The organism is Simplicispira psychrophila DSM 11588, from assembly GCF_000688255.1.
GTDB lineage: Bacteria > Pseudomonadota > Gammaproteobacteria > Burkholderiales > Burkholderiaceae_C > Simplicispira > Simplicispira psychrophila.
Genome location: NZ_JHYS01000012.1, coordinates 89,876 through 99,073, shown reverse-complemented (window position 1 = coordinate 99,073; position 9,198 = coordinate 89,876). Strand labels below are relative to the sequence as shown.

The 9,198-nt window shown below is 56.8% G+C and carries 8 protein-coding genes and 1 tRNA gene; all 9 read left to right on the top strand.

Annotated elements, in window-relative coordinates:
• Positions 1–5 precede the first annotated feature (5 nt).
• The 9 genes from tuf (at position 6) to rpoB (ending at position 9,185) form a co-directional block, all read left to right on the top strand.
• Positions 6–1,196 (top strand): elongation factor Tu, encoded by a 1,191-nt coding sequence (tuf, locus tag Q390_RS0112725; RefSeq protein WP_027996407.1) that lies wholly within the window; start codon positions 6–8, stop codon positions 1,194–1,196.
• A 7-nt stretch (positions 1,197–1,203) separates the two neighbouring features.
• A tRNA-Trp gene (locus Q390_RS0112720) sits at positions 1,204–1,279 on the top strand.
• A 7-nt stretch (positions 1,280–1,286) separates the two neighbouring features.
• Complete coding sequence (secE, locus tag Q390_RS0112715) at positions 1,287–1,754, top strand: preprotein translocase subunit SecE (RefSeq protein ID WP_156949899.1); 468 nt, start codon at positions 1,287–1,289, stop codon at positions 1,752–1,754.
• Entirely contained in the window at positions 1,755–2,351 is a 597-nt protein-coding gene (gene nusG, locus Q390_RS0112710) for a transcription termination/antitermination protein NusG (RefSeq protein WP_027996405.1), read from the top strand. It abuts the gene before it with no gap.
• 126 nt (positions 2,352–2,477) lie between these two features.
• Positions 2,478–2,909 (top strand): 50S ribosomal protein L11, encoded by a 432-nt coding sequence (gene rplK / locus Q390_RS0112705; RefSeq protein WP_027996404.1) that lies wholly within the window; start codon positions 2,478–2,480, stop codon positions 2,907–2,909.
• The gene (gene rplA, locus Q390_RS0112700) at positions 2,910–3,605 is read left to right on the top strand and encodes a 50S ribosomal protein L1 (protein ID WP_027996403.1); all 696 of its coding nucleotides are present in this window, start codon (positions 2,910–2,912) and stop codon (positions 3,603–3,605) included.
• Between the two features lie 238 nt (positions 3,606–3,843).
• Positions 3,844–4,368 carry a 50S ribosomal protein L10 gene (rplJ, locus tag Q390_RS0112690; protein ID WP_027996402.1) on the top strand — a complete coding sequence of 175 codons (525 nt, stop codon included), beginning with the start codon at positions 3,844–3,846 and terminating at the stop codon, positions 4,366–4,368.
• A gap of 40 nt (positions 4,369–4,408) precedes the next feature.
• Positions 4,409–4,780, top strand: coding sequence for a 50S ribosomal protein L7/L12 (gene rplL / locus Q390_RS0112685; RefSeq protein ID WP_027996401.1), 372 nt, complete (start codon positions 4,409–4,411; stop codon positions 4,778–4,780).
• A 292-nt stretch (positions 4,781–5,072) separates the two neighbouring features.
• A complete protein-coding gene (rpoB, locus tag Q390_RS0112680) occupies positions 5,073–9,185 on the top strand; it encodes a DNA-directed RNA polymerase subunit beta (protein WP_027996400.1) in 4,113 nt (1,370 codons plus the stop codon).
• The last annotated feature ends 13 nt before the right edge of the window (positions 9,186–9,198 follow it).

The window sequence follows — 9,198 nt, the reverse complement described above, 5'->3', positions numbered from 1 at the left end:
GAAAAATGGCAAAAGGAAAATTCGAGCGTAACAAGCCGCACGTCAACGTGGGCACGATTGGCCACGTGGACCATGGCAAGACGACGCTGACGGCAGCGATTGCCACGGTGCTGTCGAAGAAATTCGGCGGCGAAGCCAAGGACTACTCGCAGATCGACAACGCGCCTGAAGAAAAAGCGCGCGGTATCACGATCAACACCTCGCACGTCGAGTACGAAACAGGTGCGCGCCACTACGCACACGTCGATTGCCCCGGCCACGCTGACTATGTGAAGAACATGATCACCGGCGCGGCGCAAATGGACGGCGCTATCTTGGTGTGCTCGGCTGCTGACGGCCCTATGCCACAAACGCGCGAACACATCTTGTTGGCCCGCCAAGTGGGCGTGCCTTACATCATCGTGTTCCTGAACAAGTGCGACATGGTGGACGACGAAGAGTTGCTCGAACTGGTCGAAATGGAAGTGCGCGAGCTCCTCGACAAATATGATTTCCCAGGCGATGACACCCCGATCATTCGCGGTTCCGCCAAGCTGGCCCTCGAAGGCGACACTGGCCCGATGGGCGAAGAAGCCATCATGAAGCTGGCTGAAGCACTGGACACCTACATCCCCACGCCTGACCGCGCGGTCGACGGTGCTTTCCTGATGCCTGTGGAAGACGTGTTCTCCATCTCCGGTCGCGGCACCGTGGTGACGGGCCGTATTGAGCGCGGCATCATCAAGGTCGGTGAAGAAATCGAAATCGTCGGTATCAAAGACACCGTCAAGACCATCTGCACCGGTGTGGAAATGTTCCGCAAGTTGCTGGACCAAGGTCAAGCGGGCGACAACGTCGGCCTGCTCTTGCGCGGTACCAAGCGCGAAGACGTCGAGCGCGGCCAAGTGCTGTGCAAGCCCGGTTCGATCAAGCCACACACGCACTTCACCGCTGAAGTCTATGTGCTGAGCAAGGACGAAGGCGGCCGCCACACGCCTTTCTTCAACAACTACCGTCCCCAGTTCTACTTCCGCACAACGGACGTGACCGGTGCGATCGAGTTGCCTGAAGGCAAGGAAATGGTCATGCCTGGCGATAACGTGTCGATCACTGTCAAGCTGATCAACCCCATCGCCATGGAAGAAGGCCTGCGTTTTGCTATCCGCGAAGGTGGCCGCACTGTCGGCGCCGGTGTGGTTGCCAAAATCATCGCGTAAGTTTCAAAGGGGTATAGCTCAATTGGCAGAGCGTCGGTCTCCAAAACCGAAGGTTGTAGGTTCGATTCCTACTGCCCCTGCCACTTGAATGTGGCGCAAATCAAAGCCCACCAGTATCTGGCGGGCTTCGGCGTCTTTAGTGATGCTGAGAATCGAAGCAGGAATAAGCCAAAAATGGTTACGTCACAGGTTGAAACTGTCAGTTCTGGTGCCGATAAAGTCAAGTTTACCGCTGTGGCGGTCTTGGTCGTGGCGTCGGTGGCTGGATTTTATTTGCTGGGTAAGCAAGGATCTATTGCTCAGTGGGGTGCATTGCTGGTAGGTTTGGCTGCTGCAGTCGGTGTTTTTCTGATTTCCGAGTCTGGCAAGCGTTTGGTTGCTTTTACTCGCGATGCTTGGCGCGAGGTCAAGAAGGTTGTCTGGCCTACCCGCAAAGAAACTGTACAAATGACGGCATATGTTTTTGCCTTTGTCGTGGTGATGGCACTGTTCCTCTGGTTTACTGATAAAACTCTGGAATGGGTGTTTTACGATCTCATTCTGGGTTGGAGAAAATAAATGACGGCTGCAGTTGAGATGTCTGGTGTCGCAGGTGTTCTTGGCAATGCTGCCTTGGGCAACCCGGATCTGCGCTGGTATATCGTGCATGCATATTCTGGCATGGAAAAAGCGGTAGAGCGTAATATTGCCGAGCGCATCGGGCGCGCCAGCATGCAAGACAAATTTGGTCGTGTCTTAGTGCCGACCGAAGAAGTGGTCGAAATCAAAAATGGCCAACGCAAAACTACGGAGCGCCGTTTGTTCCCAGGTTACGTGTTCGTCGAAATGATTATGGACGACGAGAGTTGGCACTTAGTCAAGCACACTAACAAAGTTACTGGCTTTGTAGGGGGAGCCAAGAATCGTCCTGCACCGATTTCTGAGGAAGAAGTTCAGAAAATCGTCAGTCAAATGCAGGAAGGTACGGAAAAGCCACGCCATAAAGTGGAGTTTATGGTGGGCGAACTGGTGCGTGTCAAAGAAGGTCCGTTCACTGATTTCAATGGTTCTGTGGAAGATGTCAATTATGAAAAGAGCCGCGTGCGCGTTTCTGTCATGATTTTTGGCCGCTCGACTCCAGTAGAGCTCGAATTTAGCCAGATTGAAAAAACCTAAGTTTTTCAGCTGATTTTGGCCCGTACTTTTCGGCTCAGTACGGCGCTTTGAGTTTGAGTCGTTAACCCCCGGGGAGCCGAGCATTGCGCCGCAGTGCCAAGCGTTAAAACCCGCAAGGAGTAAAGCATGGCGAAAAAAATCGTCGGTTTTATCAAGCTGCAAGTTCCAGCTGGTAAGGCCAACCCATCCCCACCTATTGGTCCTGCACTGGGCCAACGTGGCCTCAACATCATGGAGTTCTGCAAGGCGTTCAACGCGCAGACCCAAGGCGTTGAGCCAGGTCTGCCGCTGCCCGTGGTCATCACGGCGTTTGCAGACAAGAGCTTCACCTTCATCATCAAGACCCCGCCTGCGGCTGTCCTGATCAAGAAGGCCATCAAGCTGGACAAGGGCTCCGCCAAGCCCAACAGTGACAAGGTAGGCAAGATCACGCGCGCTCAGCTTGAAGAGATCGCCAATACCAAGATGAAAGACATGAACGCTGCCAGCCTCGACGCTGCAGTTCGTACTATTGCTGGTTCCGCCCGTTCGATGGGTGTGACCGTGGAGGGCGTGTAAATGGCCAAGCTGACCAAAAAACAAAAAGCCCTGCAAGGTAAAGTTGAAAGCACTAAGCTGTACGCTTTTGCTGAAGCTGTCGTGATCGTCAAAGAGGCAGCGACTGCCAAATTCGACGAGTCCATCGACGTGGCTGTGCAGCTCGGTGTGGATGCCAAAAAATCTGACCAAGTGGTGCGCGGCGCTGTTGTTCTGCCAAATGGCACGGGCAAGACCACCCGCGTAGCGGTGTTCGCCCAAGGCGCCAAGGCTGAAGAGGCTAAGGCTGCAGGTGCTGACATCGTTGGTATGGACGACTTGGCCGCCATGATCAAGGCGGGTGATATGCCTTTCGACATCGTGATCGCCGCCCCCGATGCTATGCGCGTCGTCGGTACGCTGGGTCAGATTCTGGGCCCACGTGGCCTGATGCCTAACCCTAAGGTGGGCACGGTAACCCCTGATGTGGCTACGGCAGTGAAGAACGCCAAGGCGGGTCAGGTGCAGTTCCGCGTTGACAAGGGCGGCATTATTCACAGCACCATCGGTCGTCGTTCGTTTGACAACGACAAGCTCCAAGGCAACTTGGCTGCGCTGATTGATGCGCTGACCAAGGCCAAGCCTGCGACCAGCAAAGGTCTTTACCTGCGCAAGGTGGCATTGTCTTCGACTATGGGTCTGGGTGTCCGTGTCGATACACAATCCATCGCAGCGTAAGCGCGTGAAATCTTGAGGCACTGAAACGTGCCTCGGTGGTGGGTCGGTGCAGTAATGTGCCGGGCCATCCAAGACCGTTGGTGTGCATGCATAAACATAAGCAATGCGCTTAAATCCCTTGGGGCCAACGCAGATGGCGATCCCGCTGCAGATGGAAATTTTCCTCAACAGTTGGTCGCTGCAACAAGAGCGTGTGGGAGGGGCAGTCGCCCTGATTGCACTTTTTAAGGAGTAGACCTTGAGTCTTAATCGCAGTGAGAAAGAAGCGGTCATTGCTGAAGTGACCAGCCTCGCCGCTAAAGCTCAAACGCTTGTGATTGCGGAATACCGTGGCATCACGGTCGCCGACATGACCAAACTGCGCGCCGATGCACGCAGCAAAGGTGTGAGCCTGAGTGTTCTGAAAAACACCCTGGCCCGCCGTGCTGTAGCCGGTAGCGGGTTTGACGTGGTGGCCGACCAGATGACTGGTCCGCTGATCTATGGCTTCTCTGAAGACGCAGTGGCCGCCGCTAAGGTGGTGGCCGACTTCGCGAAAACCAACGACAAGTTGGTGATTCGCGCAGGCGCTTTCGGTGGTAAGGCTTTGGACGTCAACGGCGTCAAGCAACTGGCCAACATTCCTTCGCGGGAAGTGTTGCTGGCACAGGTGTGTGGCTTGCTGATGTCCCCCATGTCGCGTACGGCCGTTGTGCTGGGCGCCTTGGCGGCCAAGAGAAGCGAAGGCGTTGCCGAGCAGGCAGCCGAACCTGTTGCGGCCTGAGCGCCCGACAGTTAACCAACAAATTTGTTAGGAAATCAAAATGGCATTCGACAAAGACGCATTTTTGACCGCGCTGGACAGCATGACGGTTCTGGAACTCAATGACTTGGTGAAGGCCATTGAAGAGAAGTTTGGCGTGAGCGCAGCCGCTATGGCCGCTCCTGCTGCTGGCGGCGCTGCTGCTGCTGTGGCTGAAGAGCAGACCGAATTCAACGTAATACTGCTCGAAGCTGGCGCCAACAAGGTGTCGGTGATCAAGGCTGTGCGTGAAATCACCGGTCTGGGCCTGAAAGAAGCCAAGGACGTCGTTGACGGCGCTCCCAAGGCCGTGAAGGAAGGCATCTCCAAGGCTGACGCTGAAGCAGCCAAGAAGAAGCTGGAAGACGCTGGCGCCAAGGCTGAACTGAAGTAATCAGTTCCATATGAAGGCTGGGGACTCTGCAAAGGGTTCCCAGCCTTTTGCCGCTTATGAAATGAAAATATAGAGTAGTGTTGGTGCTATAGAGCACACCAAAAAATATCTTGAAGGTGTTTTTTAGTGTCTTCTGTCAAACCCGACAGCAGGAGATGCCTTGGTTCGGGCGATGTGCAACGCATCGCTGTCCGCCATGGTTGGTAGTGGCCAACCGCCAAGCCCGCAGGGTGTGCCGCCCTGCGGGTCAGTCGTCGCAGACCCAGGACTCAAGTCTTTGCCCGGAGATCTCATGGCCTATTCCTATACCGAACGCAAGCGAATTCGCAAAAGTTTCGGCAGCCGCGATAGCGTGCTAGAAGTTCCTTACCTGCTGCAAATGCAGAAGGACGCGTACACCGCATTCCTCCAAGCCAGCGTAGCTCCCAAAAAACGCACTACTGAAGGCCTCCAAGCGGCTTTCACTGCTGCTTTCCCGATTGTCTCGCACAATGGCTTTGTCGAGATGAAATTTCTCGAATACAACTTGGCCAAACCTGCTTTCGACGTGCGTGAATGCCAAACCCGTGGGTTGACATTTGCTTCCGCTGTGCGCGCCAAGGTGCAGTTGATCATTTACGACCGTGAGTCATCGACTTCGCAGTCCAAAGTGGTCAAGGAAGTGAAAGAGCAAGAGGTTTATATGGGCGAAGTTCCGCTCATGACCGAAAAAGGCTCTTTCATCATCAACGGCACTGAGCGGGTCATTGTTTCCCAGCTGCACCGCTCGCCTGGTGTGTTCTTTGAACACGACAAGGGCAAGACGCACAGTTCGGGCAAGCTGCTGTTTTCAGCGCGCATCATCCCCTACCGTGGCTCCTGGCTCGACTTTGAGTTTGACCCCAAGGACATCCTTTACTTCCGCGTGGACCGTCGCCGCAAGATGCCGGTTACGATCCTGCTCAAGGCCATTGGTCTGAATCCCGAGTCGATCCTGGCGAATTTCTTTGTCAATGACAACTTCCGCCTGATGGACAGCGGCGCGCAAATGGAGTTTGTCTCCGAGCGCCTGCGCGGTGAAGTGGCCCGTTTTGACATCACCGACAAGGCCGGCAAGGTGGTTGTCGCTAAAGACAAACGCGTGACCGCACGCCACACCCGTGAGCTGGAGCAGTCTGGCACCATGCACATCAGCGTGCCGGAAGATTTCCTAGTCGGCCGTGTGGTGGCCCGTGCCATCGTAGACACGGACACTGGCGAAATTTTGGCCAAGGCCAATGAAGAGCTGACCGAAGCGCTGTTGAAGAAGCTGCGTGGCTCGGGCGTTAAAGATCTGCAGTGCATCTACACCAATGAGCTCGATCAGGGTGCGTACATTTCGCAGACCCTGCGCACGGACGAAACCGTGGATGAATTCGCGGCCCGCGTTGCCATCTACCGCATGATGCGTCCTGGCGAGCCGCCGACAGAAGACGCGGTGCAAGCGCTGTTCCAGCGCCTGTTCTACAACCCCGACACCTACGATTTGTCGCGCGTTGGCCGCATGAAGTTCAATGCCAAGGTGGGCAACGAAGGCGCGACCGGCCCGATGGTGCTGACCAACGAAGACATCTTGGCCGTGGTCAAGATCCTGGTGGACCTGCGCAACGGTAATGGCGAAGTGGATGACATCGACCACTTGGGCAATCGCCGCGTGCGTTGCGTTGGCGAGCTGGCCGAAAACCAGTACCGCACCGGTTTGGCACGCATTGAAAAGGCCGTGAAAGAGCGTCTGGGCCAAGCTGAGCAAGATCCGCTCATGCCGCACGACCTGATCAATTCCAAGCCGATTTCTGCGGCGCTGAAAGAGTTCTTCGGCGCTTCGCAGCTGTCGCAGTTCATGGACCAGACCAACCCACTGGCCGAAATCACGCACAAGCGCCGTGTTTCCGCTCTGGGCCCAGGCGGCCTGACGCGTGAACGTGCCGGTTTTGAAGTGCGTGACGTGCACGTGACCCACTACGGCCGCGTCTGCCCCATTGAGACGCCTGAAGGTCCCAACATTGGTCTGATCAACTCGCTGGCTCTGTACGCGCGCCTGAACGAGTACGGCTTTATCGAGACGCCGTACCGCCGTGTGGCCGATGCCAAGGTGACCAACGAGATCGATTACTTGTCGGCCATTGAAGAAGGCAAATACATCATTGCGCAGGCCAATGCCACGCTGGACGCCGAAGGCCGCCTGACCGGTGACCTGGTGTCGGCGCGGGAGCAGGGCGAGTCGGTGCTGGTCGGCGCTGAGCGCATCCAGTACATGGACGTGTCACCCGCGCAGATCGTTTCCGTGGCGGCATCTTTGGTGCCGTTCCTGGAGCACGACGACGCCAACCGCGCGTTGATGGGCGCCAACATGTCGCGCCAGGCCGTGCCGGTGCTGCGCCCGGAAAAGCCATTGGTCGGCACCGGTATCGAGCGCGTGGCTGCGGTGGACTCCGGCACCGTGGTGACGGCGACCCGTGGCGGTGTGGTGGACTATGTTGATGCCACGCGTATCGTGATCCGCGTCAACGACGCCGAGGCGGTGGCCGGTGAAGTCGGTGTGGACATCTACAACCTGATCAAGTACCAGCGTTCCAACCAGAACACCAACATCCATCAGCGCCCGATCGTGCAAAAGGGTGACAAGCTGGTCAAGGGCGACGTGATTGCCGACGGTGCATCGACCGACTTTGGCGAGATCGCCATTGGTCAGAACATGCTGATCGCCTTCATGCCCTGGAACGGCTTCAACTTCGAAGATTCGATCCTGATCAGCGAGCGCATCGTCGCCGAAGACCGCTACACCTCGATCCACATCGAAGAGTTGGTGGTGATGGCACGCGACACCAAGCTGGGTGCCGAAGAAATCACGCGCGATATTCCCAACCTGTCCGAGCAGCAGCTCAACCGTTTGGACGAGTCCGGCATCATTTATGTCGGCGCCGAAGTCATGCCCGGCGACACGCTGGTTGGCAAGGTCACGCCCAAGGGCGAGACCACGCTCACGCCCGAAGAAAAACTGCTGCGCGCCATCTTTGGCGAGAAGGCTTCAGACGTCAAAGATACCTCGCTGCGCGTCAGCCAAGGCTCGCAAGGCGTGGTGATCGACGTGCAAGTCTTCACCCGCGAAGGCATCCAGCGCGACAAGCGCGCCCAGCAGATCATTGACGATGAGCTCAAGCGCTTCCGCCTGGACCTGAACGACCAGTTGCGCATTGTTGAAGCCGACGCTTTTGACCGTATCAAAAAGCTGCTGTTGGGCCGCGTCGCTAATGGCGGCCCGCAAAAACTCGCCAAGGGCACCAAGCTCGACGAGGCGTATCTGTCGTCGGTGGAAAAATTCCACTGGTTTGACATCCGTCCGGCCGAAGACGAGGTGGCAGCACAGCTCGAATCCATCAAGAACTCGTTGCAGCAAACGCGCCACAGCTTCGATCTGGCGTTTGAAGAAAAGCGCAAGAAATTGACGCAGGGCGACGAGTTGCCCGCCGGCGTGCTGAAGATGGTCAAGGTCTACCTGGCCGTCAAACGCCGCCTGCAACCCGGCGACAAGATGGCCGGCCGCCACGGTAACAAGGGTGTGGTCTCCAAGATCGTTCCGGTCGAAGACATGCCCTACATGGCCGACGGCACGCCTGCCGACATCGTGCTGAACCCGCTGGGAGTGCCTTCGCGCATGAACGTCGGTCAGGTGCTGGAAGTGCATTTGGGCTGGGCCGGTAAGGGCATTGGCCAGCGCATTGGCAATATGCTGCAAGACGAAGCCAAGGCGGCAGAAATGCGCGTTTTCCTCGAAGAGGTCTACAACTCGCGCGGTCGCCAGGAAGATCTTTCGGTGCTGAGCGATAGCGAAGTCATGGCCATGGCAGGCAACCTGACCAACGGTGTGCCTTACGCCACGCCGGTGTTCGATGGTGCCTCGGAGCAAGAAATCGGCGACATGCTGAAGATTGCTTATCCCGACGACATCGCCGCCCGCAAGGGTCTGACGGCCAGCCGCACGCAAGCCTACTTGCGCGACGGCCGCACCGGTGACCTGTTTGAGCGTCCGACCACCATCGGCTACATGCATTACTTGAAGCTGCACCACTTGGTGGACGACAAGATGCACGCCCGCTCGACGGGGCCGTACTCTCTCGTCACGCAGCAGCCGCTGGGTGGTAAGGCGCAGTTCGGTGGTCAGCGTTTCGGTGAAATGGAAGTGTGGGCGCTGGAAGCTTATGGCGCCGCCTACGTTCTGCAAGAAATGCTCACCGTCAAGTCCGACGACGTGGTGGGTCGTACCAAGGTGTACGAAAGCATTGTCAAGGGCGAGCACACGATTGAAGCCGGTATGCCGGAATCCTTCAACGTGCTGGTCAAGGAAATCCGGTCGCTGGGGCTCGATATCGAGCTTGAGCGTTCTTAATTGAAAAGGCAAA

Coding starts and splice junctions, on each gene's coding strand:
- rplK (WP_027996404.1), top strand. CDS start 2,478: ATGGCGAAAAAAATCGTCGGTTTTATCAAGCTGCAAGTTCCAGCTGGT.
- rpoB (WP_027996400.1), top strand. CDS start 5,073: ATGGCCTATTCCTATACCGAACGCAAGCGAATTCGCAAAAGTTTCGGC.
- rplA (WP_027996403.1), top strand. CDS start 2,910: ATGGCCAAGCTGACCAAAAAACAAAAAGCCCTGCAAGGTAAAGTTGAA.
- nusG (WP_027996405.1), top strand. CDS start 1,755: ATGACGGCTGCAGTTGAGATGTCTGGTGTCGCAGGTGTTCTTGGCAAT.
- tuf (WP_027996407.1), top strand. CDS start 6: ATGGCAAAAGGAAAATTCGAGCGTAACAAGCCGCACGTCAACGTGGGC.
- rplL (WP_027996401.1), top strand. CDS start 4,409: ATGGCATTCGACAAAGACGCATTTTTGACCGCGCTGGACAGCATGACG.